Annotated in this window: 27 protein-coding genes; 1 reads left to right on the top strand and 26 read right to left on the bottom strand. The window is 45.9% G+C overall.

Annotation, left to right across the window (positions count from 1 at the left end; all coding sequences use genetic code 11):
• Positions 1 to 91: 91 nt before the first annotated feature.
• From MO867_RS02290 to MO867_RS02235, 12 genes are all read right to left on the bottom strand, one after another.
• Entirely contained in the window at positions 92 to 1,564 is a 1,473-nt protein-coding gene (locus tag MO867_RS02290) for a serine/threonine-protein kinase (RefSeq protein ID WP_252464330.1), read from the bottom strand.
• Complete coding sequence (locus MO867_RS02285) at positions 1,561 to 2,142, bottom strand: hypothetical protein (RefSeq protein ID WP_252464329.1); 582 nt, start codon at positions 2,140 to 2,142, stop codon at positions 1,561 to 1,563. Before MO867_RS02285 ends, MO867_RS02290 begins: the two co-directional genes overlap by 4 nt.
• On the bottom strand, positions 2,135 to 3,820 hold the full coding sequence (locus tag MO867_RS02280) for a helicase HerA domain-containing protein (RefSeq protein ID WP_252464328.1): 1,686 nt from the start codon (positions 3,818 to 3,820) through the stop codon (positions 2,135 to 2,137). The genes MO867_RS02285 and MO867_RS02280 overlap by 8 nt, the downstream gene beginning before the upstream one ends.
• 2 nt (positions 3,821 to 3,822) lie before the next feature.
• On the bottom strand, positions 3,823 to 4,959 hold the full coding sequence (locus tag MO867_RS02275) for a hypothetical protein (protein ID WP_252464327.1): 1,137 nt from the start codon (positions 4,957 to 4,959) through the stop codon (positions 3,823 to 3,825).
• Positions 4,960 to 5,008: 49 nt separating this feature from the next.
• Entirely contained in the window at positions 5,009 to 5,833 is an 825-nt protein-coding gene (locus MO867_RS02270; RefSeq protein ID WP_252464326.1) for a hypothetical protein, read from the bottom strand.
• 4 nt (positions 5,834 to 5,837) lie between these two features.
• Complete coding sequence (locus MO867_RS02265; RefSeq protein ID WP_252464325.1) at positions 5,838 to 10,250, bottom strand: hypothetical protein; 4,413 nt, start codon at positions 10,248 to 10,250, stop codon at positions 5,838 to 5,840.
• Positions 10,240 to 11,670: a hypothetical protein gene (locus tag MO867_RS02260; protein ID WP_252464324.1), complete on the bottom strand. Its 1,431-nt coding sequence runs from the start codon at positions 11,668 to 11,670 to the stop codon at positions 10,240 to 10,242. Before MO867_RS02260 ends, MO867_RS02265 begins: the two co-directional genes overlap by 11 nt.
• Positions 11,663 to 13,222 carry a restriction endonuclease subunit S gene (locus MO867_RS02255; protein WP_252464323.1) on the bottom strand — a complete coding sequence of 520 codons (1,560 nt, stop codon included), beginning with the start codon at positions 13,220 to 13,222 and terminating at the stop codon, positions 11,663 to 11,665. Before MO867_RS02255 ends, MO867_RS02260 begins: the two co-directional genes overlap by 8 nt.
• Positions 13,222 to 15,387, bottom strand: a complete 2,166-nt coding sequence (locus MO867_RS02250) for an HsdM family class I SAM-dependent methyltransferase (RefSeq protein WP_252464322.1) — start codon at positions 15,385 to 15,387, stop codon at positions 13,222 to 13,224. Before MO867_RS02250 ends, MO867_RS02255 begins: the two co-directional genes overlap by 1 nt.
• Positions 15,388 to 15,441: 54 nt before the next feature.
• The gene (locus tag MO867_RS02245; RefSeq protein WP_252464321.1) at positions 15,442 to 15,813 is read right to left on the bottom strand and encodes a hypothetical protein; all 372 of its coding nucleotides are present in this window, start codon (positions 15,811 to 15,813) and stop codon (positions 15,442 to 15,444) included.
• Between the two features lie 48 nt (positions 15,814 to 15,861).
• A complete protein-coding gene (locus MO867_RS02240; protein ID WP_252464320.1) occupies positions 15,862 to 16,047 on the bottom strand; it encodes a helix-turn-helix domain-containing protein in 186 nt (61 codons plus the stop codon).
• A gap of 97 nt (positions 16,048 to 16,144) precedes the next feature.
• Positions 16,145 to 16,621: a lysozyme gene (locus MO867_RS02235; RefSeq protein WP_252464319.1), complete on the bottom strand. Its 477-nt coding sequence runs from the start codon at positions 16,619 to 16,621 to the stop codon at positions 16,145 to 16,147.
• 70 nt (positions 16,622 to 16,691) lie between these two features.
• On the opposite strand from MO867_RS02235, the gene MO867_RS02230 reads away from it, so the two are divergent.
• On the top strand, positions 16,692 to 17,624 hold the full coding sequence (locus MO867_RS02230) for a COG2958 family protein (protein WP_252464318.1): 933 nt from the start codon (positions 16,692 to 16,694) through the stop codon (positions 17,622 to 17,624).
• A 12-nt stretch (positions 17,625 to 17,636) separates the two neighbouring features.
• Here MO867_RS02230 and MO867_RS02225 read toward each other — a convergent pair whose 3' ends face one another.
• The 14 genes from MO867_RS02225 to MO867_RS02160 form a co-directional block, all read right to left on the bottom strand.
• The gene (locus MO867_RS02225; protein ID WP_252464317.1) at positions 17,637 to 17,927 is read right to left on the bottom strand and encodes a hypothetical protein; all 291 of its coding nucleotides are present in this window, start codon (positions 17,925 to 17,927) and stop codon (positions 17,637 to 17,639) included.
• 61 nt (positions 17,928 to 17,988) lie between these two features.
• A complete protein-coding gene (locus MO867_RS02220; RefSeq protein WP_252464316.1) occupies positions 17,989 to 18,447 on the bottom strand; it encodes a holin family protein in 459 nt (152 codons plus the stop codon).
• 32 nt (positions 18,448 to 18,479) lie between these two features.
• The gene (locus tag MO867_RS02215; protein ID WP_252464315.1) at positions 18,480 to 18,761 is read right to left on the bottom strand and encodes a DUF6127 family protein; all 282 of its coding nucleotides are present in this window, start codon (positions 18,759 to 18,761) and stop codon (positions 18,480 to 18,482) included.
• Between the two features lie 161 nt (positions 18,762 to 18,922).
• Positions 18,923 to 19,894: a phage late control D family protein gene (locus tag MO867_RS02210; protein WP_252464314.1), complete on the bottom strand. Its 972-nt coding sequence runs from the start codon at positions 19,892 to 19,894 to the stop codon at positions 18,923 to 18,925.
• A gap of 3 nt (positions 19,895 to 19,897) precedes the next feature.
• Entirely contained in the window at positions 19,898 to 20,107 is a 210-nt protein-coding gene (locus MO867_RS02205) for a tail protein X (protein WP_252464313.1), read from the bottom strand.
• Positions 20,107 to 20,499, bottom strand: a complete 393-nt coding sequence (locus MO867_RS02200; protein ID WP_252464312.1) for a phage tail protein — start codon at positions 20,497 to 20,499, stop codon at positions 20,107 to 20,109. Before MO867_RS02200 ends, MO867_RS02205 begins: the two co-directional genes overlap by 1 nt.
• Before the next feature lie 63 nt (positions 20,500 to 20,562).
• A complete protein-coding gene (locus tag MO867_RS02195; protein ID WP_252464311.1) occupies positions 20,563 to 22,869 on the bottom strand; it encodes a phage tail tape measure protein in 2,307 nt (768 codons plus the stop codon).
• A 74-nt stretch (positions 22,870 to 22,943) separates the two neighbouring features.
• On the bottom strand, positions 22,944 to 23,510 hold the full coding sequence (locus MO867_RS02190; RefSeq protein WP_252464310.1) for a hypothetical protein: 567 nt from the start codon (positions 23,508 to 23,510) through the stop codon (positions 22,944 to 22,946).
• A gap of 1 nt (position 23,511) precedes the next feature.
• The gene (locus MO867_RS02185; RefSeq protein WP_252464309.1) at positions 23,512 to 24,180 is read right to left on the bottom strand and encodes an AHH domain-containing protein; all 669 of its coding nucleotides are present in this window, start codon (positions 24,178 to 24,180) and stop codon (positions 23,512 to 23,514) included.
• A 193-nt stretch (positions 24,181 to 24,373) separates the two neighbouring features.
• The gene (locus tag MO867_RS02180; protein WP_252464308.1) at positions 24,374 to 24,619 is read right to left on the bottom strand and encodes a phage tail assembly protein; all 246 of its coding nucleotides are present in this window, start codon (positions 24,617 to 24,619) and stop codon (positions 24,374 to 24,376) included.
• Positions 24,619 to 24,873 (bottom strand): hypothetical protein, encoded by a 255-nt coding sequence (locus MO867_RS02175; protein WP_252464307.1) that lies wholly within the window; start codon positions 24,871 to 24,873, stop codon positions 24,619 to 24,621. The genes MO867_RS02180 and MO867_RS02175 overlap by 1 nt, the downstream gene beginning before the upstream one ends.
• 10 nt (positions 24,874 to 24,883) lie before the next feature.
• Positions 24,884 to 25,387, bottom strand: coding sequence for a phage major tail tube protein (locus tag MO867_RS02170; protein WP_252464306.1), 504 nt, complete (start codon positions 25,385 to 25,387; stop codon positions 24,884 to 24,886).
• 11 nt (positions 25,388 to 25,398) lie between these two features.
• Entirely contained in the window at positions 25,399 to 26,601 is a 1,203-nt protein-coding gene (locus MO867_RS02165) for a phage tail sheath subtilisin-like domain-containing protein (protein ID WP_252464305.1), read from the bottom strand.
• 57 nt (positions 26,602 to 26,658) lie between these two features.
• Positions 26,659 to 26,997 carry a hypothetical protein gene (locus MO867_RS02160; protein WP_252464304.1) on the bottom strand — a complete coding sequence of 113 codons (339 nt, stop codon included), beginning with the start codon at positions 26,995 to 26,997 and terminating at the stop codon, positions 26,659 to 26,661.
• Positions 26,998 to 26,999: the final 2 nt, after the last annotated feature.

Here is a 26,999-nt window from a genome sequence, read left to right as displayed (position 1 = left end):
GCGGACTAATCAAAAGGTTTGTTGGGTGAATTGGTTGGGCGAGCGGAAACCCTAAGAGCCGAAAATTATGAATAACCAAGCCTATGGATGCTCACAAGACTCCTAATTTACTATATAGATCGCGCTTCTTTAAAAGCTCTTTATTACTTCGCTCAACTTTCAATGCCGCCTTTAGATACCCTGAAGCCGCTGGATAGTCACGCATTTGTTCACACGCCTGAATAAGCTGATTTAGCACGTAGAACCTCATTGGTGCAGCTCGGTTTACTTCTTCAAGTAACTGTCTCGCAGCGGTATAATCCGCTTCCAGGCCCTTCAATGTCGCCTCAAGATATTTTAAGTTCAGAGAATCCTCACCAGATTTCTTTGCTAAATCAATCCACACAGCTGCAACACTTGGCTTCCTTAAAGCAAGAAATGCCTTTATTGCCAGCTGGAAAATAACCTTCGCTTGCTCGTCTAAGCTGCCTTTAATCGCTTTTTCGTTCTCACTTAACAATTTTTCAAATTCAAATAATCGATCACCACGGTATAGCGCGCCAAGCTGCTGCGCCAATGCAAGTAGGTCACCCGAGCGAACAAACTCTTCACCCGCAAGCTTTGCGGCCTTTGTATACGACTGACTCTCCATAGCTTGGAGAACACTATTCGACCAATCTTCATGTGAATGAGAGCTAGCACTTGAAATACTTGGAACTGCCTGTTGGTTTTGTACTTTACACGCCAGTTCAAAGTCTTTGATGAGTTCGTCGATTGATGAAAAACGGTTACAAGGGGCTTTCTCTAAACACCGAAGAACAACGGCTTCCATAGCGGGATGAATACTTAAGTTTATTTCGGAAGGTTTCTTAAATGGCGCATGCCTTTGAACCTGCGAGGGTGTGTCATGTGGCAATTGACCGGTCAACAGTTGATACAGCAAAACACCTAAGCTATATATATCGCCAAGCATCAACTCTCCAAGTGAGCCTCGTCGACAATCAACATTTGAGAATTCTGGCGCTGCATACAATACAGTCCCCCCGTTTTCTCGCGTACGAACATAAATCTCTTCAGGTAGTGCTGAGCTGCCAAAATCAGTCAATTTAACTAAATCCCGCTCTCCAATCAGAATATTATGAGGTTTAATGTCGCCATGTGAAATCGGTGTGGGAAGGTTTGCTAAATAACTTACGGCGCAAAGAACTTGCCTATAGATTTTAAATAATCGCTCAAATGTATTTCCAAAATTTTGTAACCGGCTATCCAGTTTTTGTGCCAAAGTTTGGCTGGGGAAATACTCCATTTCGATGTAGAACCATTCGTTGTCAATTCGCCCCATCTCGTAAAGCTGAACAACATTAGGATGAGGTTCAACTGTGAGTAACTCTTTTCCTTCGGCCAGCTCTCTATCTTCTCGAGTAATATCTTTAGGTATTTTTACCGCGACAACATGCCCATCACTTAACCTTTCAGCGCGCCATACCCAACCATGGCTACCATCCCCTAGACACTCGAGTAAGAGATATTTAGTTCCCAATCGTTTATTTGTGCCGGGTAAAAAATGCGCAGACTTAATGTTCATAATAATCTCTCACAACGCAAACGATTCAATGTTAAGCATAATTCGGAAGCACTCTTTTCAAACAGAAATTCACTAAACACTATTTTAGTTATCGATGAAGCGCTGATTCTCGCGCCTGTATTCGAAGTAAATCCACAGCGACAAATGCTTTTCAATCGTTCGGTATCTACTGCTCTAACAATGCCCTGACGCCAGGCACTCAATACCAAAATTTTTGGTGAGTGCTCCCATCGCTGGGCTGCTTCTAAAAGATTACGCAATTTTTCTTCTAGTTTTAATTGACCTTTTTCCGTTCCATCGTACCGCTCAAACTCTACAAGGCAACTTGGACGGGACTCTCCCATTACAAACCAACCAGAGTCTGAACGAATATCTGCGCCATGGCTTGAAGGTGCTGGACATTCTACGACAGCCATAAGTTCAAGTTCGTGCCCAAGGGTATTCCACACACTGCACCCCAAGCTATGCACCATCACATCTTGATCTTGCAAAAGGCCATTATGGAGAATGGGAAAATACTGTTCAGTGAATTGAATGTTAGACATTCGATCTACCAAATCAGCTTGCCAATCAGCCATCAAAACGCCCCCAAACCTTTAATACTTCTGGAGACTCACCTCCATGGATCAGCGTTTTATTGCCCACCTTCACTAACAGTGGCGCCGCAATTGAACGACCGCATACAAGCGCTTCACCCGTTGATAAGCTTGGCAACTCATCAAGATCCGCTTTACTGACCATATCAGAAGCTTTTGCGATAAAACGTTGATCATCTGGGTTTTTCAAGCGCATAGTAATCAACGTATTGCACTGAGAAGTGACATCAGCATCTAACTTAGAGGGACGTTGACTCACAATGCCAAAACCAACACCAAATTTACGCCCTTCGCCTGCGATTTTTTTGATGATACGATGACTTACAGCGTTACCGCCTGCTGGCGCAAAACTATGCCCCTCCTCATAAACCAGAAAGCAAGGACGAAGTGGATCGGTTTTGCTTGATGCCGCACGCAATATCTCGCTAGACAATAAGGCACAAACAACTTGTTTTGCGGTATCGCTTAAACCCTGTAAATCGACTACAACCAAGCGTCCTTGATTATTACTTGGTCTGCCGACCATTTTATAAATATCAGTTGGCGATTCCATTGCTGCAGAATAAAAACTTTGCGCCTCATTCAATACACGCGACAATTTCATAGAGGCAACGGCGGCGCTACGACCGTTGAGCGCTTTAGCTTCCGATTCAGATAAATCATCCCACTCTTTTAGTTCATCTAAACCATCGCCTAACAAAAAGCGCAAACGGTTAATATCTCTAGGCTCAGTTTTGTCGACAGCGCGCCAATAACGTATCGCTACGTCTAATACACGCTGCTGAGGTTCGGTAAGACCTGGCAAAATTTCAGCAACGTCATCCATTTCAAAATGATCAAATTGAAGGGCTAAAGGCTGATTCTTCGAAGCATATTTATGATTGAATGATTCATGTTGCGGAGTAAATATCTGAATTCCAGCACCTGCTTTCTGCAGGCGCTCGAATGTTGCTTTAATCTGCGGCAATGTTTCTCGATCACGCTTATCTTCAACTGAATCTAACTCCGTTGAAAACTGCAATTCACCTTTTGATAGAGCTCGTCCATACTCTCCATGTGGATCGAACACTACCACGGTACCATTATTTATCGCGACCAAACGTTCGATAATGCGGCCGACAGTATAGGACTTTCCCGAACCGGTCATGGCTAATACAGCCAAATGCTCGGTCACTAGTTTGTTAACATCAATAAAAACTGGAACCGTGTTTTCGCCCTTGTCATACCCGACCAAATTGCCTAGATGCAAACTGGTATGTTCATTAAACTCATAGAAGTCGCTTAAGAATTGAAAGTCAACAGTCTCAACGGCTGCACCGGGATTCATAGGTCTTCGTGGTATTTTTATTTGCCGGGATATAGGGTCGCGATAACCGACTAACTCGACATGAGCAAACATGTTTTCGCCAGTTACATTAGCGCCAGGCAAGAGTTCTAGCTCAGTGACACCGTCACCAAAGCCCGCGTTATATAGCATATTAGAGCGGTTAATCTTGGTCACTCGGCCTAGAACAGCCACTTCGCCTTCATCTTTGCGCTCTTGATGCATAATACGAACAAATTCTCCGCGACGAACCGAAAAGGAGTCTTGCACAACCATCGTTAGCTGGCTGGCATCTCCGGTATTTCCTACTAGTTTTCCTAATACTTTATAAGTCATATTTAAAACCCTTCTTCTAAACCTGCCAGCCAGGTAGTTTCTACTTCATTGTCTCTAAGTGCACCATGCAAACCTTTGCGATAGTACTCGGTAAACTTGGGTAATATTTCTAGCTGCTGATAACCCAATATTTGTGGTAAAGGCATTGTCTTGCTTCGGTTTTGCATATCCAACAGCATTAATCGACACGCCACATCATTTAAATGTTCAGTATCCCAATCAGGCTCATCACCCGCCAGTTGAGCCAATTTTATTTGCCCGCCTCGAGCACTTCGAAAATGGAAGCCAATCACACCAAGATCGACTTCAGAAGATGGCTCCATGCGCGATCGGTTTTCTGTCATGCGAAACCCGATTGTTCGAGAAAAATTACCTAATATTCCATTGATAAAACGTAAGTCTCCAATACCTGATAAACTTGATTCTATTTTTTCCAGTTGTTCATTTTTGGTATCGTTAAATCCATCGCTTAGTAGTAAATGTTTTCTTCCTTCAGTCGTTCGAAGATCTTGTTTAGCGATGCTCACAATCGCACTATATCGCTCGGCCAAAATACTCACCAATACAGGGCCATTTTTATTCCAGGGAAATAATTTTTCGCGATTAGCAGCCCAGAATTTTTCAATGGCACTTTTCGTTTTATCGTATTCCGCTTTATGGCGTAAATTTCTATCCAATGGCACCATATCTCTAGCCAAAAAAAGCGGTGTATCTAACAATATCAAATCACTTGTTTCGCCACTTTCAATTAGCTTTTCAACAAGTGCATAGCCTTGACGGATCTCAATCAAATCTAAACGTTTTCGCTGAGCCTCAAAATCAATATCATCCAGCTCCGATATTGAGTCCGACCCGCGTGTGCTCACCTTGTTTTCATCGATTATCAAATCGGTTCGAACGGCGGCACTGGCATAAATAAATCCGCCTAATGCTTTATCCAAGCAGGAGCGAGTGGATATTCCTGATACATTTAAATTAACTAGGCTAGGCTTATGCACCGCTTTCACTAAACCCGCGTCACGAAATAAAGGCGCTACTTGTTCAATATCACGAATTTGTTTAAGTAAACGCCCGGCACTGCCAGGAAGGCGCAATTGACTGTCAATTGCCAATGACTGGGCCAGATTAGTTGTTTTCATTGACTCTCACCTTTTAATCGTTGCTTTAAGTTAGCAGCTAATGAAGAGTTCATAATAATTGACTCTTTAACGCTTGTGCATAGGCCCAATAAGGAGATCCCTCCAAAGCCTCTTGCCCTTTTGCGCTTAAACTTTGTTTATCTAAATAACCATGCTCAAGAAGCAGCGGCCAGCGCTCTTTGGCCATTAGTTTTTGCAGATCAAACAATGCCATTTTTTTGTTTGACTCAATCACCCGTTCTAAATTGCTAGCCCCAAAACCAAAGGCGCAAACCAACAAATTAAGATCACCGGCAGACAGCTCAAATGTTGAATGCTTAGTCACAACAGGCTGTGCCACTCCTGCATGTTCAATAAACCATCTTAACCAAGACTTAACGACAGCCCCATGGTCCAACAGAGTAATAGACCATAGCGGCAAACACGTTGCGACTAACATTCCGCTATTTGTGTGCTTGCGAAAATAGCGAGTATGTAACTGACCATTTTCGAAGCTATGTTCTGGCAAGCTATCGCCATCAGTTCCAACCAATGCTAGTTCAGTTTCCGAGGCCAATAGGCTAGCCAATGAACCAACACTTCCTATGTTTTCTTGAGTGTTCGCGGTTAAGTGCCAATCTAACAACTTGTTATTAAACAGCGGCTGGTCACTATCATCACTAAAGGGCGGTAACAATAACAGTACCCTACCGGGTTGAGCGGTCCACGCTTGGACTTCCGCTTGATAGGCGCGCAGCGCAAAGTCTTCCCCCGTCATCATTAATAAACCAGCATCAGGCAGCGACTGGGCGTCAAAACCATCAGCCGACAATAAATTACACAAAAACCAGCCTTTACGATTTTGTGCTAACTTAGCCTCCACAAAAATGCTCATATCTCTATTGCTCGCTCGCAAATGTTAAGCGCATTTTCAAAATACCCTTTTTCACTAGCTGCTCCCTTGCCTCTTGTGTTATCTCTGGCTCGTTGCCCAAACTTATTGCCTTAAACACAGCTTGCCACTGGCTAAAATTCAAACCTGTTTCTGCTAAACATAACTCCGCCTGTTCTTTCCATGCTTGTAAAGATGCCTCACAACTCAACACCACATCACTTAGGCTTTCGTCGTTAAAACTATTCAGCTCTAGAGCATCTGGAACAGATCGGCCTTGCGCTTTCAACAATGGCCTCAGGCCAGGAAGCACATCATTTACCGGCTCTATTTTCGATTGTTTAAATTGGTTAATGCCTTTTTCAATGGCATTTAACATCCCACCAATGGGGTGTAATTGACTGCGAATGGGTTGCAACAACTGCTCAGGAATATCCCGCAATCCGTCAAACTTGCCTTTGCGCATCGCTTCGCGCAAAGCTGTTCGTTTGCGTTCGGCATCGTCGGCTAGGTCCTCAAAGGCATCGCCAATCATGATCAGTTTCTGTTGCTGCGTCACAACTTCAGAAACATGTTCTGGTTTTGAGTAGTCGCTAGGCATAGGATCTAATATCGCTTTTAATTGCTCAGACTGAAGTTTATAGTCGGTTAATGTTTTAAGCGTTTTTTCATATTTTTCTTTCAAGGCGCGATAGGCACTAAGAATATGCCCGCTCACCTCAGTAAACACCTGTTGACTACCATGGTCTGAATTTGGGTGATCCGGGTTGGAATATAGAGTGACGCCCACTTCACTGGCTAACAACGCAATGCGTTCATGCGCCTTATCCAATTTAAGCGAACGTAAAAAGTGCAATAAGGTTTCCGAGCTGGCTTTACCTTCTCCTTTTGCCGTGGTACTGGATTCGTCTTCACTCAATGCGCCTTCCAGAATGTGTGTTACTGTCCGTAAACTTTGACTAAAGAAAGCCTTGGGAAAGTGCTCCAAGTCACGACAATCTTGTTCTAAGTCGGTAATTAAATCTTCAGCTCTTCGGCTGATTCGCTTGCTCGCAGCTTCTACGAATTCAGCGAACAAGCATGCTTGAGTTACGCGCATGAAGAGTGATTGCGTTTTATCTTCCAGCTGCAAAGTATGCACGCTGCCTAGTGTGACTTTGGGTACATTCAATGGCCGAACGGTGTCGACGAGTTTTAACACCTCAGCGCGCTGGCGTATAAGTTCAGGTAGTTTATCCAATACGGCATCATCAATCACAGAAGGCAAGTTTTCTTCCGTGGTTTTTAAGGTATTAAAACAACGTCTTGCTTGCGTAAGATGGTCATTAGCCTCGACGGTTTCTGTGCCCTGCGAACTTGCACCAATAGGCGCAAACAACTCGCTAATTCGACCATAACCAAAAACTCTATTCAGTATCTCTACTTTGGCTTTATACGCATCAGGAGCACTACCGCTAAACCATATTTGTGCTTCATTAATCGCATTATCTAGCCGCGACCTGGGATAACTTCGCCAAGTCGCTTTCTTACCGGAGGGGTCATCCAAGGTAAGCAAATTAAGTTCACCGCACCACCACATCCAATCATCAAACACTGTTTTCGCCGTTATGCCTGTTTGGGCCACATAGCCAAAATACCAATCTTGTTTTGCCTTATCTAAAGTCCACTCATGGTCAATTGAAGGCGTGGCCATACGCGCTAAAAACAATGGCAAGTTCACTTGTGCTTGTTGTGGGTTGGCGAGTTCAGTAAATAACCCGGCATGCTCATTGGCGATAAAACCTTTTGCTAACAAATTGCCAGGCACTTGTAATTTACTGAGTAATGCAGCGAGCTCTTCTGCATTAACGTTATGTTGCTTTTGAATATCTAACAGGCCATTCAAGCTTGGTTGCTCAATGGCAAGTAATCGCCAGCCCGCTAACAGTAAATCGCGCTCGCTCGCGTTTAATTTGCCATTAATTTTTATTGGCCAGGCAATACGGCCCCGCTCATTTAAGCGGGCTCGCCACTTGTGCATCCCTTGTATTGCAAATTCGGTTAATGCGGCGAGCTTATTTTTGAATTTTGCGGTGAATGCCTCTGGCAACAGTGAAAAGCCTGTGCATTCGTTTAAGTCCAAACCGATACGCTCTAACTGATCCACCTCACTGGGGTTCACATAATGCAGTAAAATATCATCCCGCAACGTACTTTGCTCATCACTGCGGCTGTACTGTTCCATTAAATGTGCAGAGGCGGTTACGGCAAACACAGGGGTTCTGCCATTATCACCGCGATAAGTCCCCGCAAATATCTGCAACTGGTCTAATTCATCTTTGTTACTGACCCACGCAAATAGCGCCTTGCCATCGGGGTGTAACTTAAAGGCATCGAGTGTCATCAGGCCGCCGCGCTGCCCTGCGCCTTGTCCTTTGGGTTCGGTAATTATTGGCAGGGCTTGCTGTTGTTTGCCTGCTTTGTTTGGGAGGGCTGCTTGGTTGTAAGGCCAATTGTTATCCAGCAAACGCATTAACCCCGTTAGACGCGCCAATAAACGTAATTGCGGATGTTTACTACTACTGGCAATGAGTTTTGCCATGGCTGTTTCGTGGCCATCGCTATCGGCAGGGTCGCGGAAGATCATCGTATTATGTTGCGCACTGCGATAACGTAAATCCAAACGCAATAACATGGCCACGCTTGGACCAATATGGGTCGCATCGCCGTCGGGTAATTGGTGGCTATCGCCAATGAGTTTTTGCCACAAAGCATCGGCGGCAAATTCAATCGCTGGGTGGTCGTAAAGCAAACTCAGTAAGTACTTAAACTCACCTTGGGATAGCGGCAAAAGCACCACATTCGGGTCACTTTTATTGCCAGATTCTTTATCGGACTCTTTAATCGGCTCATTAATAGACTCTTTAATAGAGAAAGTCCGCAAATTATCCAACAAGGTATCCAAACTAAGTGCCTGTTCAACGGCGGGATACACCCATTCATCTTTATCTCGGCGAAACTTAGCTTGCTCCAGAGCTTGACGACAACTTAATCGATCTAAACTGAGTTTGCGATACAGCGCCACCACAGGTTCTTGATCTTCATTTTTGAGTGTTAATAACTCGGTGCTATTGGGTACCTCCGCTAAAGGTACGGGCAACTGACCATAGAGCAAGTTGCGGCAACTCGTGAGCAATGCTTGGTCGCGTGTTTGAATGCCCTCAATTGCACCGGCATCTAATACATGCTTGGCCACTCGGCCCGAACCTTCCAACACCGCTTCAAACAGCTCGCCAACATGCTCGAGCGTTTTACCCGCCTGGTCGAATTGCTCTAGAACAGCATCCACATTGGCCATTACCACGTTAAACCAACCAAAGTTAGCGCCACTCATGGCATAGGCGGCTTCGACCAAACCCGTTTGATAAGGTTGTGCAAGCTTACCTGAACTTTCTAAGCTTTTGACATAGTCCGACACGTCGGCAAAGGCGTTGTGTTCTAATTCCACCAGTTCAAAGCGCCGCGCCACCGATTGGATCTCACGTAGCTGTTGCCCTAATAACGGCGAACATAAAGCCACATAGCGTAACCACGGCAGTTTACGGCGAGGGTCTTCTTCTTTAATAGCCTTGCCGATTAAGCGAATGGCTTGACCATCTAAGCGCTTACTGCTTTCGTCTTCTAAACCAAAAGTTGCCGCCTCGGCGACGGTTTCTAGTTCGTCTAACACCACCAGTACATAGTCGATACCAAAGGTGTTTAATACGGTATAGGCCGCTTGTACCAGCTGTACGGCCAGATTTGGGTCTTCGTACAGATCTTCTTCGCTGTGGTTTTTATCCAGCTCTAATGCCTTGGCCAATTGCTGGTGATCAAAACCCATCGGGTTTAAACGTTCTAGCGCCTGCTTGGCAATTTCACTTTGAATAGAGCCATCAAACTGGCCCGTTGCTAAGGGCAGCAGCGCTTGATACAAGCCAAAAGCAAACCAGTTATCGGAATTTTGATAGTCCGACGCCACCTGCGAATAACGAATATACAGCGCTAAATATTTATCCTGTGAGGCTTCATCAAACAGTTGTTGATCGGCCAGCTCACCTTGAGCCGTGCGAACATACCAACCCTTGGAGCAGTCGTTAATTTGTGCCACCAACTCGTGACCTAAACGGGATTTACCTCGGCCCCATTCTGCCTCTACCGCGAACACATGGGCAAAGTGGTCGTCGTCATGGTCTACCGTATGCAAAAAGGTTTTAAAGCGATTAAAGAAGCGACTTTGCCCCACTAAAGGGTCACGAGGGGGATAGTCCGATACACCGGTCGCTGCCCAGCGGTGGCGGGCGCTTAGCTGGCCGATCATCTCATCGCTTAGTTCACTATTTTGTTTGCTCTTTTGCCCACTTTTTTGGCCACTCTTATTGCCAAGCATGTCAAAATCCATGAGCCGCTCCTGTATTGATTGTGTTTAATTCAGAATGTGTTTTTGTGTTTTTAGTGGCCGATGCCGCCAACAGCAACTTGGCTTCGCGCAACTGCAGGGCGCAGGTTTTTATACTGTGTTGCAGCGCTTTACTCTTGCGGCCAAATAAGGGGCTGAGCGGCAGGCTGTAACAAGCATCACTAAATGTAGGGTGGATCTGGTAATAGCCCAAACGGCCACTGCTGCCATCGCGGTATTGCCAAAGCTGTCGGTTTAACAGTTCGCCCATTAGTGGGCTCAATTGCTGGCTGAGGTCGAGAGCATCCGGTGTATAGGGATAAAAGCCCATGCCGATGTCATCAAACAATGCCAACAGCATATCTGCCAAGCTGCCAATGGCCACCTCGTCACCTTCACTGCCTTGCACCAACACTTGAATCGCATTGGGGGCGTAGGCATTTTGCCCCGCTTGGCATTCCAGTAATAAACCGCCGCGCTGTTCAGCGGCCCAGGCATCTTGGGTAAAAATCACCAAGCTCAGCAACATGGCCCATGGCTGGCGATTTAAATAATCGAATGTTGTCTCAACACTATTTCCTGTATCTACGCCTGCATGTGCGTCTGGGCTTTTGGGCAACGACTGCAGGATCAGTTGTGGGGTATTCTCACTGCACGCTTTTAATGTAGAAGGTTCTGAGGCCATTGAAGGTAAGGCGAGCAAGCGCCCAGCACACCAGTTATCACTAAATGCTTTACTGCTGCCATCGATCGTCTTAATTGGCTCGATTGAATTGAGGTTTTGCTGTTGAAGTTGCACCAGTAAAAAAGCTTCGCGCAGGATTCGAACCAAGCTAGGAATGGCGGCGTTTTCATCGAGAGAATGGCCGATAAGTTCCCGCTCTAATTCAGCGAGTGGGCTAGGGCTTGTTTTAAGGTCGTTTGCAGTTTGCAGAATGGGCGTCACCCATTGCGCCGCTTCGCCGAGTTCCGATACCAGTTTTACCAGTACATCGGTATCGCTCATGGCACCGGCTTCACGGCAACGGGCGGCCATAAGGTTTAACCAAGGGTTGCGCCATTGTTCATCGAGGGCCAATAGGGCTAATAACCATTCACCGTCGGCGGGCTTGCTCTGTTCTTGTGTGGCTGACATTAACGATGGGTTAATTAATCGGCTGCGGGCCGCGAGCAGGGTTTGGGTTAATGAAAAAGACGTTGAATTATTTTTATCTGGCTCAGCGTTTTTATTTGCCGCAGCGTTTTGTAGAGCAAGCGGCGCAGCTAAACCGGTCAGGCTTTTTTTAATCTGCTCTGCCTGCCTTTCACTAAAGCGCTTATCACTCAGTGCTACCCAGCCTTGTTTAAAAAGGGTGGAATAGGCACGCACACATTCGCGTGTATGTATAACCGATTCCACCGCTTTTAAGGCCACCTCAGTCATTAGCGGCCTCTTGTGCTTGTTCAAGCAGGCGGGTTAACTCGTCTAAATCACTAAATAAGGCTTGGCTTTGGGCCTTACTTTCAGTCTTTGTATTAGCCGCAGGATCTGCATTAAAACCCTGTGGCGTTAAGCCCGCTAAAATGGCTTGGTCCAGGCTGTTATCACCCGCTTCTAATGCTTGTTGCGCGTCGATTAATTGTGGCTCGGTGAGCTGACCTTCGATAAGGGCTTCGACAAGAAGCTTGGCCGCTGTAGTTAAATCTTTGCTATAAAAGTAAGCACTCTGTGCCTTTTGCAGCATTTCACCTAACGTTTCATATTCAGAGTGAATTGGAAGGACCACATCATAAAGATCGTATTGATCAATGCGCGGGTGAGTAGAACCACTTGCTAATGGCTTTAATTGTTTTAGCGTTATTTCGGATTTTAATGCCCCGTACAAGTACCAACTTGAAACATCTGAACTTGGCTGCACACATAACAGTTCAGTTGATCCAACGGCTCCAGAATATTTAGCAGGAATATAAGCAACCTTATTCAAATATGGCCGTAACTTAGCGACAACAGCACCTTCTGTTAGCAATCGGCTAGTGCCTTTAACATCACTATCACCTACTGTAGATACAGATAAAGCACAGCTACCAGAAGAGATTGCATCCAAACCAACATAGACGGTTTCTGCGGAATAATCCGAGGTTGTTGGACCCTGAATAGAGGCGATTGTGCGAAGTTTCTGTGCGCCCTTGGATTTCAAATAAATCCTGATGCGTAATCGTTCTTCATCAAAAGCACCGGGGTTTAGCGTGTAAGAAATATCATCAACAGGTGCTTTCGAATACTTTCTTCCTGTTCGTTTATCAATGAACGCTTCCGGGTATGCTTGAGACAGTGTTTGGGTGAATTGATTCTCCAACCCCTTCGCCCAAGCACGAAGTTCTTCGGCTTGGCGGACTTTGTCGCCGATGTATTTTTGGGCTAACTCATTTGGCTTGTATAGAGGAATGTTTTTTATATGTTCGTTTGAAAGATTTAATTGACCGGTAGACCCTGATATCCCAGCTTCTAATAACCTAGCCCCCCAGTAACTGTTCAAGAACGAACAAACATAATGGCTATCCGCTGTTTTGCATTGAACTATAAATAGATGATCATTTGTATATACATCATGTTGCCCACTATAAATTGAAGCTCGGCCAATTGTTCCAGAGCCCGAACGAGTAATTACAATATCGCCATATTTAAGTTTTTGATTATTGATTTGATCTACAGTCAACGGGTCAATAAAGTCTGTATCTTCCAGAGAAACCAACATGTCATTTGTATTCTTAGGCTTTACACAAACTAGTCCCGTATTTTCTAGATACTTGGGCGATTTGCCTTGGCGAATAGGTTTACTGCAAACGCCCTGTAGGTTAGCCCATGGCAAGGAGCGAATCTTCCTCTTAGCCTCAGTAATTTCCGGGCGATACGTTTGGGCAGTCAAGAAGTCCTGTAGATCTTGATGGGATATACGGTTTATATGAAATGTTTCACGTAAGGTATCAACAGACATCACTCACCCCGCTTATAAGCCGACACAATTTTATCTAAATCATTCGGCACGCCGGCGTTATAGTCTTCGATATTGTTTTTCACCATATAGCCCAGGGTTTCGGCCACGGCCATAAACACTTCTTTTTGCGGCTCGGGTAAAAACTGCTCGAGTTGGCTGGGGTTGGCGGCGCGTTTTTGTAGATATAAAATCGAGGTTTTCGCACCCGTACCAGAGAGTTTAAAGCAATCGCTGGGTAGAGAAATAACCGCTTTAACAATGGCTTTGCCACCGACAAATTCGCCACTTTGTTCGTCTTTTTTACCCATAATGTATTCGCGCACATAGCGGTCGCCGCTGTTACACAAAATGCCATCGGGCAAGACAATTAATAAACGGCCACCGGGTTTTAATAGCTGTAAGCAGCGGTCAATAAACAACACGGCAGGGTCGATGGTGGCACCCACTTGTTTCCAGTTGCCTTTTTTATCGGGTTTACTGCCCAAGGCTAAGCCGCTGGTGGAAGGGTATAAGTGATGGATTGGTTTTTTATCGGTGCCGCCTACTCGGCGTAAATCGGTGCGGTAGCCTGGCCACTTTGGCTCGCCGTTTTCATCCAGCTCCAGTTCGCCGGTATCTTCCCAGCGCATTTTGGTGTGGTCGTAATAGGCGTTGTAACTTTCTTTGACTTTTTCAGCAGGGCGAAAACCACCCAGCACTTGCTCCATATTGGCTTCGTAGTTTTTCTTGGACTCTTGGCCTTTTTTGTCTTTGCCAAAATTGGGTGTGCCGAAGGGCGGATTGGTGCAGATTAAGTCAAAGCTGTTGGGTTTTAGAGCCTGGGTGGTGAGCGAGTTGTCGGTATAAAAAATCTGTGCTTTAGGCGCGTTTTGTAAGGCCATATTCACCCGCGCCAGCATCACCATGCGTGGGGCGGCATCGGCACCGGTAAAGCTGGTTTCACGCAGGGTATTTTTGAGCTTGGTTTTTTGGTTTTCATCCATACCGCCTAACTGAGTATCAATAAGACCATCAATTTGGCTTAAGGCTACCGAGCCAAAGCCAAAGGAGCCACAGGTAGGGTCACAAAAGCGAAAATCACCACTGGTTAGGCGCGCCATCAGCGCATCGTCGTCACTGATATCGTGTACGGCCATTTCCAGCATGGCTTGTTTCACTGGATTGGGGGTTAGGTAAACGCCCAAGCCGCCTTTGGATTCAAAGTTGGCTCGCAGAAAAACATCAAACACCCGGCCAAGTAAATCACCAGAAACATCCCCCAGGTTGCCTTGCTCTTTAACTTTTCGGCCATCATTGCTGGTGACCGGCCCGAGGTTTTGCATGGCCTCTAGCAAGTCGATATAGTTTTTAGCCACCGATAAGCGCAAGTGGGATTCCGGCGGGAAGATGGCATTGCGTGTGCCATCATCGCTGACCACGACATAGTCTTGGTGGCTTTTAAAGGCTTCAAAGGCATCTTTTATAAGGTCAACGGCTTTATCGCCGTGTTGCTGAACATAACGATAGTCGAACACTTCACGGAAGTTTTGGGTGTTGCCATCGCGGTCTTTAAAGGTGAGGTCGGCGCTGTGATGGGCGCGGAAGCTTTCTAAAAATAAGAGTTTTGCGACTTCTTCGATAATGTCATTTTTATCGTTGACCTTGTCTTTGGTGACGCGATACACGTTTTCGTGGAAGGCATCGAAGCGCTGCATTAAACGGGTGTAAACACGCATGGACCAGCGGAAGGTTGGGTCCCGCTCTAGGCGGTCAAAATTTCGTAACTCTTCAAGCGTGGGAATATCATCAACGCCGTGAGTACCGTCCGATCCATCACTGCCAAACAAGCTTAACAATCGACTGTTCTTATCGTCTACGACGTGGGCAAAAACTGGCCACTGACCATCAAAACTATCGAGCAGCTCGTAGGCCAACAAATCGAATTTCTCGGTTTGCTGCGCGTATTCCCAATGGCCTGTTTCTAACACCACCAACATCACGGCGGGGGTATCGTTACCTTCTACTTGGCCCCACACTAATCCGGCTTTAACGAAAGATTCGACACAGGTTAATTCGACATGGTCTTTAAAATTGTCATACTGGCCGCGTAAATCTTGATACTGAGATTCAAGTAAGTTCGTTGCGGCATTTGCTTTGGTGTTTTTTTCAGTCGCTGTCTTTGCCATGGATTTCTCTTAGTGTTTAATTTTTAAAATTCTTTTCGTTTACCCAAATAAGATTTAGTCGCTTAATGTGATCAACGGGCCTTTTAATGCCAGCCGCTCATTTTGTTGCGCCAACTTCCGTAATTGTTGTTCTGTCGCAGTCACCCCTACTGGGAGTTTTTTGAGCAAAAGGGCGATAGGCAGCGGCTTACCCGCTTGAGTGAGTAACGTGACTAAATGATGAGCCAGATCAGGCGTCACGTGATAAACCGCATGGGGTTCTGCTTGTTGGTTTCTTTTCGGTAGCGATGCCAACCAAAGCGCGACTTGGGCCTTGCTCCACCCCAGTTGTTGCCAGGTGGTTTGTTCATTTTGCCAAAGGGAGTCGACGGACGTGTGCTGAGATTTCACTCGGCTAGCAATTTGATTGATTAAAACAGCATTCATCTCGCATATACCTCCCTGTGCGTTTAACTTGACCATTACAAACTACCATTAACGATCACTCGGCTTTTGTGCCTGGCTAGCGATCCATTTTTCCAATTCCGCTTGCTTAAAGCGCCAAGAGTTACCCACCTTGAATGCGGGTAATTCACCACTGGCCGCAAGTCGATAGATGGTGCGTTCGTTAACTTTAAGGTACTCGGCCACCTCTTTGATGGTCCAAATAGTGTCGCCCATTTCATTTTCTCTTCACAATTGTCGAAGAAGTACAAAGGATTCCATCGTACGCCGACTAGGATAAAAGTCAATTCTTTATCTTGAAGTTCGACAAAATCTATGAATGGGTAAAAATTGCGCTATAACGACTGGATGATTGGTAAGCCAAAGCATATATAGTTGATTCTACTTCACGCCTTGTAATCAGGCCTTTTGATTTTCGTCCGCCCGCCCACACCCATCGTTTAAGTTGCTCTGGCACCTCATCATGAGCCTGCCGATTGACCTTTCGCCGAAGAGTCGATCGCTGAAAGGCTCCTGCCCCTAAGTTAAAGGTGAAGGATACCAACGCATCAAACTGGCCATCAGTAAGAGAAACATTCACCAAACGCAAGACTGCTCGCTCTGCCGATTCGACATCTTTGCGCAGCAGGTCTTCTGCTTCTTCCGGACTAATTGTTTCAAACGTTTCATGGTTTCGAACTAAATGGCCATACCCGATCGTTGGGTGCCCAGCTGGGCATATATAGACCGTCGAGCTAAAGCCCTCGAATCGCTTAATCAGGTCTAGCCCTTCTTGAGTGATTTTTCGCATTAGAGATCCTTTTCATTGTTGATCTGCAAAGATCAGGTAAAATGATTAAAAAAATTAACTGGATAGGGATATGGCACTCAACCTGGCAAAAACTGTTCTCGACTATTTACAAAACAACCAAAACAGAAAGTTCACTGCCCGTGAGATAGCGGTTTGGGTTTACGAAACTTATCCAGAAGAATGCCAAGAGAAAAAGCTTCGGAGTGATTCACTTCAATCAGAAGACGATCTTGTTCAACAGATTGTTCGTGAAATAGCCGCACAACGACCCCGACTGCAAAACAAATATCCGCAGGTAAAAACAACTGAAGGAAGGCCTCGGAAGTATTATTTTACTGAGCAATCAGAAAGTGAAGAGGTGGATGCGGCGGAATCTCAGCCTCGAAATGATACGACCAGCCGAGAACCTAAAACTAAAGAACATGATCTCTACCCGTTATTGTCAGAATATCTATTTACTGAGTTTTCACTTTACTCGAAACGAATTGATGAAAAACGGTCTTCGAATAAGAGAGGGCCGAATGGCAATAAATGGCTTTATCCTGACGTTGTTGGCATGGAAGACTTAAGTGCAGACTGGCATCAAGAAGTTAAAGACTGTGTCGGTCAATACGCCGACAAGAGAACCAAACTTTGGTCATTTGAGGTGAAGCTGCTAATTAACCGTTCAAACATTCGAGAATGTTTCTTTCAGGCGGTTTCAAATTCTTCTTGGGCGAACTTCGGCTATCTCGTGGCTTCGGAAATTGAAGGCAGCGATACGCTAAAAGAATTACGGATGCTATTTTCTGCGCATGGAATAGGGTTAATTCAACTGGATGTTGACAACCCGACAGAAAGCCAGATTTTAGTTCCTGCAAAAGAGCGTCTTGAAATTGATTGGGATACGGCAAACCGCCTTACCGTAGAAAATAGAGACTTTATGGATTTTGTAAAACTAGTGCGTCAGTTTTACCAAACAGGTGATCCTAGAGCTACAGACTGGGACTATAAAATTGATTGACGAGGCTTAGTTTCAATCAATGGTGCCGGTAATAAGTAGATTTCTATTTTGCCCCTGAAGTTGACCCAACCAAAGCTCGCACCCTTCATGGAAGGTAAGCATAATCGAAAGCGTAAACCCAGCTAAGCTTGTTGTCTTAGTGGTGGCCAGCTTATTTAAAGGAAATTCAGCCTGACTTGCTTGTATCGACTTCACCTTTACAACTGTCCGGCAAAAAACGTCAACGAGTAAGGACAGTTCATCATCTGACAATCCTTCACTTGTAATATCTTCAACGATCACCTTGCTATATTTTACGCTCATAAATTACTCCTCTTTTTTCCTATGAACGCTTCTATTCGCATAACTATCAAGCTTTTCATGCTTATTGCCCCCTGGCTTTTGCCAAGGCACGCTGACCAAACCAAAAGCTCATCACCGCTGCAAACAATGCTTGTGTTTCTGGATCCCAGATTTGTGGCAAAGCGATGACGAAATCTAGGCCTTGATCGAAAACCAATACATATAACGCGCAGATTTTTATGGCGGTGAACAATAGGAAAAAAGCGTAAGTGATCACCGGTCGTACCGATGACCTAAGCCCATCGACCCACTTAATACCCGATGGCTGGCTGTCGTGTTTCAGCAACGCAAGGCTTTCATTGATGTCAGCATTGACGGCAATTTCTTCTAGCCGTTGGTTATGACCAAGGCGCATTTGCTCCATCTGTCGATCGAGAATCTGTAGCTCGTGTTTTCTGTCTTGTTTGTCTTGCCAGATTTTCAGCAAGTCTGGAAAGGCGCTCGAAATAAAGCCAAGCAGGCTACCTAATAGTGTCAGCATTTTATTGTCCTCCGTTTACTATTTTTAAGCGCTCAAGGCTGCTTTAATTTGATGGCTACGCCTAAAATAAGCGCGGCGAGAATGCCGGTGGTGGCGACTTTGATAACGGTTTGCCATGCGGTACGCCTTGCATCACGCCAAGCATCCAACAAGTCTCGAAGCTCTCGTATATCCCTAGCGGCATGGCCATTTTCTAAACCTAGATGTGCTAGTACACGTTCGGCGCCACGCTCTGCGGCGCTATTCAACAAGCTTTCAAATTCATCTTTCGGCACTACCACCATGCCGTTTTCTTTTTCTTTGGCTGGTGCCATTTACAATCTCCTAAAATGGTCGCTCTTTGCCATCCATGGCAACGCGACATATGACCGCCATGGATGGTGGAAATGCAGTTTTTGCAGGAGCAAAAAACTGCCTTGTCCTATACATAAAAAAAACCGCCTCATGGGCGGTTTCAACAATCAACAATATTCAATTAGTTATTGGGAACTTCAGCATCGCACCGGGTTTGCAATCCACTGGAATCTAGCTGGTGCTCAACACGATTGATGACCCATTCGCCATTTACTGGATCGCGGATACCTGAAATACGAAGCTTTCCTTCGGCTTGTAGCTCGGGCCTGCCGAGTAATGTTAGCGATAGCGTGGCTGTGCCTCTGCGCAAGCTTTGCAATTTAGCTGTAGCCGCCCTTGTCGCTTCTTGTGCATCATTGTAGGTATGGCGAATGGCAAAGACCGGCTCGCCATCACCGACTAATACACTCTGTTTTTCTGCTGTGTCATTGTCGTGCCAGTAAGCTTTTACGGATTGGTATTTACCGCGCTCAGCTTGTGTCATACGGTGCCGGGAAATTTGGTGCTTTGGTATCTCAACTAATGGCAACTGCTGCCCAGTGGCTGACTTGGCTTCACCTTTGGAAACAAATACCAGAAAGCCTGCAACGGGTTTACTTACGGCGCCATGTTGCCGAGCTAAGCGTGTCAATAAGTGCAAGTCAGATTCATTGCTTTGGTCGATGTGCTCTATGGCGATCAAAGCCAATTGCTCAGATATCTTTGCAGATAAACCATGCTCGCCAGCAATCGTTTGCACCAAAGCGCCCAGCGTAATACCATCCCAACTGCGGGTTTTAGGCGCCTTGATTGAAGCGCGCATATCCGCTGCTTTGCCGCGAACAGTGATAGTGTTTGGTGGCCCTGAATGCTCGATGTCATCAACGATGTATAAACCCATTCGGGTCAATTGGTTTTGATCGGCTCCCAAAGAAATTTCCAACTCCGCGCCATGGCTCGGCCATTGTATTTTTTCATCACGATCATCTAGTTGCAGCTCAACCGTATCCGATTGATTGCCTGCCTCGTCAGTAATGCGAAGCGATAACAGTCGATCTCGAATTGTGTCAGTGATGTCTTGCTGATCCGCCAGAATCCTAAAGATTGGTCTCATGTATTAGCTCCATAGACGAATAGTCTCTTGGCTTCGGTTTTGCTCCGATAGGTTCGGCAGCTCGATTAATAAGCCAGAGAGATAGACTGGACCCATATCAGCAAGACCGGGATTCGCAGTTAAAACAGACTCAAGATAACCATCCGCTTGGCCGTAGTACGACAAGCAAATTGCATCCAGCATATCGCCATCGCGTGTTCGATAAGTTGCCATTAGTTATCCGCCCCATAATTCACTAGCTTAAGTTGGAAGCTTTGTTTAAGCGGTTGGCCATTGCCCTGAAAAAACGACTGGCCTTCATCAATTTGGGTAATGACCCATTGCCCCCAGACAAAACCCAAGCCATCCACTAGCAATAAAGGTTGCCCCTTGCTAGCTTCTATTCTCATAGCATCCAGTTGTTTCAACCCGCCCTTAAAGTGCGGATAGATCACACCGCTAAACTCGATCGATTCTTCACCGGCGCCTAAAAATTGCATAGCCGGTCGGCGTTGTAATCGCTCTTGAGCTTGCCAACGATAGGCTTGGCTGTGTTTTAGTTCTTGATAAGCCGCACTGTCGATGGAGAATCGGTATCTGCCTAACGCCATCATGGTTTCACTCATGGCACCACCTTAACTTTCATCAATCGTTTCCGCCTTCCATGGCTCTCACGATATTCGTATGTCCTATACATCATATAGGGCACCTCGTTGTTGGCTTGCCGCTCGCGCCTCTCGTTGCTCCAGTGCTTTTTGAACTTCACCGGCAATAGCTCGCTCATCCATACCGGGTGCAGCATGAATGGTAATAGGCGCATCAATAATGACCGACTGTTGATTATGATTAGCAGCGCTGACTGCTTGAATTTGAGGTAGTGCATTGACCGTTGAATTCGGCAATGCCATTGCAGGTTGCGCCGCTAGCGATGCCCCAACGGCGGCTGTAGCAAGCTTACGTTTATTGGCTGAAGATGGCGCATCCTCAGATTCATCACCATCTAGCCAACCAGAAACAGCGTTCCAGGCAGAACCTAATAACTCGAAAGGCTTTGCTAGTAAGTTCATCTTGCCTAGCAGCCAATCCACGGCACCACTGGTAATATTTTTTACACCATCCCAAAGGCCTGAAAAGAATTCGCCGATAGGCTCCCAGTATTTAATCAGCATAAAAGCTGCACCCGCTAATGCAGCAATACCCACAACAATGAGCCCAATCGGATTGGCAGTCATGGCAACATTCAACGCCCATTGCGCTGCGGTCACCACTCCCATTCGAACAGCAGATAGCGCCGACAGGACATTCATTCGCGCCATGCCTAATTGCGCCATGGCAATACCAGCACTCAAGGTTCGGTATGCAGTCACCAGGCTAAGTACACCACCTTTTAAAAAAGTGAACGCATAAGTGCCAGCGATAGCAGTCACCTTCAGCGCAACTAAACCTACCGTTGCACCGACGATGACTTTGGTAAGCCATGGGTATTCTTGCGCAGCACCAGACACCCAGCTGGCCATACCGGCAAAAAGCTGAGCGCCTGCAGCAATGGTTGGTAGCAGTAAACTGCCAATACTGATCGCGACGCTTTCAAGTGCGCTGCCCAATCGCTTCAGGCTACCCGCTGTGGTGGCACTCATTTTTTTAGCCATAGTATCGGCGGTGCCTTTCGCTTGCTGTAGCTGCTGGATATAAGAATCCAATGCGCCGGAGCCAGCTTGCTTGAGCAACTCGGTTAAACCTGCAGAAGCTTCTGAGCCAAAGATTTGCTTAATGGCTTCTGCTCTTTCAGCAGACCCTAAGCCTTCGGTGGCTTGCGCTAACTCCTGCAATAGTTCAGGAACCGAGCGTAAGTTGCCATCCAGGTCTTTAACTTCAACACCCAAGTTGGCTAAGGCATCCGCAGCAACCTTGGGCGGTGCAGACAAACGTAAAAATGCCGCGCGTAATGCGGTACCCGCCATGCTGCCTTGAATACCGACATTACCCAACAAACCAGCCATCGCAGCGACTTGTTCGATACTCGCCCCAGCACTACTGGCCACAGGGGCTGCATACTTCAGCGTATCGCCAAGCATTTGCAGCGTGGTATTGGACGTAGTGAAGGTGGCAGAAAGCACATCACCCACACGACCCATCTCATCGGCTTTTAGAGAAAAGCCACTTAAGATATTGGATGCAATATCTGCGGTACCCGCTAAATCACTACCAGCCGCTTGGGCCAAATTAAGCATGCCCGGCGTTGCAGAAATAATCTCATTAGTTTTGAAACCGGCCATACCCAAAAAGGTCATGGCCGATGCCGCTTCGGAGGCTGAAAACTGGGTTGTCTCTCCTAATCGACGAGCCGTTTTTTCGAGCCCTAAGAGCGCATCATCACCCGAGCGGGTAATAGCACCCAACCTTGCGATAGATTGCTCAAAGTTCACCGCAATGCTCACCGGTGCTACAACCGTTGCACCTAATGCCACCGCATCAAATAACTGACCTCGCAGGTCTGCGCGCTGGGCTTTATTGGCCTCCTGAGCGCGCATGGCCTGATTCAATTTTCGATACTTTTGGCTGAGGCGTTCAACCGATGCACCTAATCGGGCGTTATCACCCATCAGGTTTCTGCTGGATACTCCCGCTTGCTGTAACTCACGTCGGCTTTGTTGCAGGCGATCTCGCTGTTTACCTAAGGCTTGGGAAAGACGCTCTGTTTTACGCTTTGCTGCTTCGAAGGATTGCGTCAGTTGCTTGCTGGGTTGATCGGTACTAGCAACCTCACGTCTAAGCCGGGATAACTCTCTACTGGCGGCTTCATAGGCAACTCGAGCCTTACCCACACTGGCTTCACCTAACTCAACCTTTTTAATCGACGCTTGCTGGTTCTTCAGTTTGTTGATGGATGAGCCCAGTTGATTAAGCTGAGACTGAGATCCTCTAACGGACGTACGAAAGCTTTGGCCAATACTTGCGCCGATTTGGAGCGCTAATTTAAATGACGAGTTAGCCAAATCAAAACCTCCAATACGAAAAAAGCGCGCATATTTCTATGCACGCTTTTCAAAACGATTTATTAAAACTCTTGTTATTCGTCGGAAAATACTTCCGTGAATTTTAATCCACTAAAACCATTTCCATGTACCGCGCAGAAGAAATTATTTATAACTTGCTCATCATTTTCTCGCCGATCAGCACAAAATGTCTCTGTATGGTTATCTTGTGGAATTTTAAAGATAGATGAGTCTGATAAAAACTCGGGTTTAAATACATAATCCTCAATGATTAATTTTATATTCCCTTGATTGATTTTATACTTTGTTTTTTCTTCATCTAATAAAGATTCACATTTTTCCATTACATTCAAGTAGTACCACAACTCGCCCTCGATATAAAAAGGCAGCATCTCACCTGCGGATTCGAGTATGTCGGTCATTTGCTCAGCCACATCCTTTTTAAATGCAAATGCAGACATACCTAGATAAGCGATATCTGGTAAGGGCTTAGAAGTATCATCATCCCAGTACGCATCAAATTGCGGAATCTTATCTACCAGCTCATGGCATTTAAACTCCCAACTTTCGGACTCATATACTTCATCCGGCGGATACATCATTCGAAAGCTAGTGTCAGGTCTAACTTTATAAATTTTCATCTTAATCTCCAAAGGTTCCGTTACGAAGTTGATCCGCAATAAGGCGCAATATCAAACGGCATTCCTGCTCTGAGTTTGATGAGCTCAGCATATTAAAAACGTTCAAATAATATTCGTGAGTGTGCAATTGTGCGTGATTCTTAGCAAGCGGTAACTCTTTGTGCGGGATATACCTTGAGTCTCGCGGTAGGAAAACGCCGTTGCCTGGATCATCAATTCGAATTTTCCAGCGAGCCAAAATGGATCTTGCCGCTTTTGCCGCAGGGTGAGTTCCACTAACAATAGCGTGCGCTGAAACATTCAAAGGCCTACGACCAGAAACGTACTTTAAGTGCCTGCCTAGTCTTGAAGGCTTATGTTTTTCACTCATCAACTCCTGGCGCGACATTCGTTGTGCACAGGAGTAATATTTCGACAATATTGCGAGCCCGTTTGTCGTTGTTTTGCACATAATTTGCGTATAAAGTCGAGATGCCAGCGCAACAATTTCAGCTTCAGTTAGGGCTTTTTTCTCTCGTTTGAGAGTCTCATCGATGACCTGATCTAGGTGCGTTTTTGCTACTTTTTTAACCTCGTAGTAACTAACATTTCTCTGAGTCTCTCGAATAACCTCTGCCAATCCCATGAGAAGCTCATGGGGTTGGATTTCAACTACCTCTCTGTGTTCCATTTGAAATGCCTCGATAGCTGTTATTTTCACCAAATTAAACTTATATATTATACTTGGTTGCCTCAAAGCGATCTACGGGGCAACTGCTCAATCCAAGCCAAAAGCTCTTCGCCATCCAGCTGGCCGAGCTCATTTAATGACCAGCCTGTATGGCTAGCCAACGTTATCACTGCCCGGCGAGCATCACGCGGGCTTAGGACAAAAAATCTTGATAGGCCTTTTGCAGCTTTGAGTAATCAGCCATGTCCAAGTCGAGCAGGTTTTCCGGTGTGAGCTCACATAGGTTGGCAAACAACTGGATCTCTTTTTCGGCATCGTTTTCAACGCTCTTTTCTACACTGAGCATGTCACGTACTTTGGGCCGACGTAGTTGCAACACACTTACTTTAGTACCGTCGATGCTGATGGGATGAGTCAGTTCAATTTTTAGTTTATCCATTACTTGGCCTCATTTTTTGCTTCAGTGCCTGCTTCAGTTTGCGCTTCGCTTTCTTGGGTACTCTTTGCTTGCAGTGTTTGGTTTTCTTTCACCAATTCGGCGATACGTTGTGCCGCTGCTTTATCGGGTGAAACAAAGCCACCATTGCGCAGTGGTCGGGCTTGAGATTCTGTTAAATCTAACTCATCACCGTAACTGACTTTTCTGCGGCTATGAGTGGTTGGCTTAATGACGTAATATTTTTCGATTTGCATACTCAACTCCTCAAATGCCTAGCGCGGAACGAACCGCAGATAACTGATCAACACCGCCAATGGTGCGAACCATATTGGGGATATCAATTTCATGAACAATGTCACCACCATGAGTTAGTTTGTAGTAACGCAGCGCTAACATGATCTTCAGGGTCGCTTTTTCTCCGGGCTTCCAATTACCAGGATCCATTTCGCGCACAATGCCCTGAAGATTTACCACCACGGCTGTTTGCGTTCCGTCATCTGAAATTACAGCACCGCGTATCGTTAACGGGGTGAGCTGTCCCGGCGCCAACCCGAACAGCTTCAATACGTTTTTATCAAAACGTGTGAGTGTGAATTCGCTCTCAAGCTTTTCCATACCCATCTCCACTTCGATGGGTGCGTCCATACCGCCGTTGCGAAACTCTTCAGTTTTTAAAGTGAGTTTGGGAAGTGTGAGTTCTTCCACGTTTCCTGCGAAGCCTCGTCCATCGACGAACAAGGCCATATTTTTCAAAATATCATCAAGCATGTTCGTCTCCTTTAAGTTGCATCTGGCAGAATTTCTACCAGATAATCATTCACTAAGTGGCTTCTGAATGTGATGTGTTCGGCGGGATAAGGTGGCGTAAAATCAAAGTCGATATACACCTTACCTTGCGCTATTTGATCGGGCGTGTTCAATTCTGGATCCGCCCAAGCGTGACCATTAATGATCGCACCCACTGTTCGTAAGTGCCGCAAATAAGCATTGACGCCTTCGAGCACATCTTCGATATAGGTTTTGGTAATGTTGCGATCCACGGCCCACATATGCGCACGAAGTAACGATTCACTGATCATGTCGGCAGTGCGTCGTACACTCAAAAAGGCCCACTTCGGATCCGCAGAACAACTGCGATTCCCCCACAGGCGAAAGCCATCCTTTTGAATAATGGTTGCCACTTCATTTTCATTGAGGAAGTTGGCGCGGGCGTTAGTATCACCCAATGCAAAATCAACACTGCGTGCAGTCCCCATCAAACCGCGAATTTCACGATTGGATGGTGACCACCAAAATCCGCGTTCTGCATCCGATTTAGCAATCAGCCCTGCAACCCGAGCACTGGCTGGACGAACCACCTCAACATTATCTTCTGTATTCCACACTCGCACCCAAGGATCAACCAGATATAAGCGAGAGCTACCGAACATTTGTCGATAGTCGATGGCCTCTTCATCGTTATAGTTAGGACCATCGGCAATCACGACAGCACGTAAACGCTCTGCGACCGATAACAACTCATTAGCAACTGCAGGGTGATGACTGAACTCAGGGGCGATCAATATACGAGGCGTAACATGCACTTCATTTTCTGCGGCTAAAAAGGCTTGAACACCCAGGTACTGGCCTGTTTCGTCATCAATGCCGCCGATGACTTGGCCAACATTCGGTATGGCTGGGCCAACTTCGACCTCACTTGACGGTTCTTCGTCGGAGTCTTCAACACGAATTACAACAATCATCGCGCCGGTTTGATCAAATATATCGTCAACCGCAGCGGGTAACGTGCCGGTACCTCCAAGACCCACTGATTCACTTCGCTTGCCAGCGATTAACACCGGATGGTTAACGGGAAACTGATTTTCATCTGCATCAGGCGCAGTGCCAATTAGTCCGATAACAGAGGATCGCACTGTACGAATAGGGCGCGGTCCCGAGTCGATTTCAACGACTTCGACACCATGTAAAAATTGTTCAGGCATAGGAATACTCCAACTTGCTTCGAAGCTGTAAAAAATTTGTTTAAATGGAATTGTTTACTACGTTAGTTTTTTAAGAATACTTTTAGATTTGTTTAGGTCGTTGGACCAATCGCGAACGTCATCAATAAATTTCCCCATGTCGGTTACTTCTTGCCAATCGTTTTTTCGCAAGATATTGAGCTGTTTCCAAATGGGGTAACGTCTTAATATTTCGCTTTGAGCAATCACACGCCTTGAATCGAGATCATCAATATTATCCGCGCGCTTGACGACTTTATTTTTAATCCATTGATCGCCCACATTGGCATCGCCTTTGTGGTCAACCCATGTATTTTTGTTATCACATTTATCAGAATGTATGCCGATAATTTCTTTACCGTTAACTTCTAACCACATGG

This window comes from Microbulbifer okhotskensis (assembly GCF_023895975.1).
In the GTDB taxonomy this organism is placed as follows: Bacteria; Pseudomonadota; Gammaproteobacteria; order Pseudomonadales; family Cellvibrionaceae; genus Microbulbifer; species Microbulbifer okhotskensis.
This window is presented reverse-complemented; position numbering and strand designations above follow the sequence as displayed.